At 74.3% G+C, this 622-nt stretch carries 1 protein-coding gene; it reads left to right on the forward strand.

Translation table 11 applies throughout. The annotated features are described in order from the left end of the window. A partial coding sequence (locus G3I78_RS46835; RefSeq protein ID WP_203616485.1) for a histone-like nucleoid-structuring protein Lsr2 occupies window positions 1-328 on the forward strand: 328 nt, incomplete at its 5' end. Window positions 329-622: the final 294 nt, after the last annotated feature.

Genomic DNA, 622 nt, shown 5'->3' on the forward strand with positions numbered 1-622 from the left:
GATCGAAGCCCAGGGGCTGCTGGCGACGTACGGCCAGGACCGGCCGGAGGACCGGCCGCTGTGGCTGGGCTCGCTCAAGTCCAACATCGGCCACACGCAGGCGGCCGCCGGTATCGGCGGTGTCATCAAGATGGTCGAGGCGATCCGCCACGGCGTGCTGCCGAAGACCCTGCACGTGGACGAGCCGACCCCCGAGGTCGACTGGAGCGCGGGCAACGTCCAGCTGCTGACCGAGGTCCGCGAGTGGGCGCGCGCCAGCGGCTACACGGTCAACGACCGCGGCCGCATCTCCCAGGAGATCCAGACGGCGTACGACGCGGCGCACTGACGCCACGCCGCACCGAGCCAAGGGCGCCCTGCCGACGAGCACCGTCGGCAGGGCGCCCTTCTCGTCCCCCCCCCGGTCGGGCAGCGGCGTCCGCCCGGGGCCGGAGGCACCCGTCCGGAGAACTAGGCTCGGGTCATGACCTCCGCGACCCGCGCCCTCTGGATCGGCACCTACCCGCACCCGGCGAACGGCGGCGCGAAAGGCGTGTGGCGCGTCGGGCTCGACGCCGACGCGGTGGCGGGGACGGGGTCGTTCGTGGGCGGGGTGCTGTCGGCCGAGACGCCGTCGCCGTCG

This window comes from Streptomyces sp. SID13726 (genome assembly GCF_010548375.1).
GTDB lineage: Bacteria > Actinomycetota > Actinomycetes > Streptomycetales > Streptomycetaceae > Streptomyces.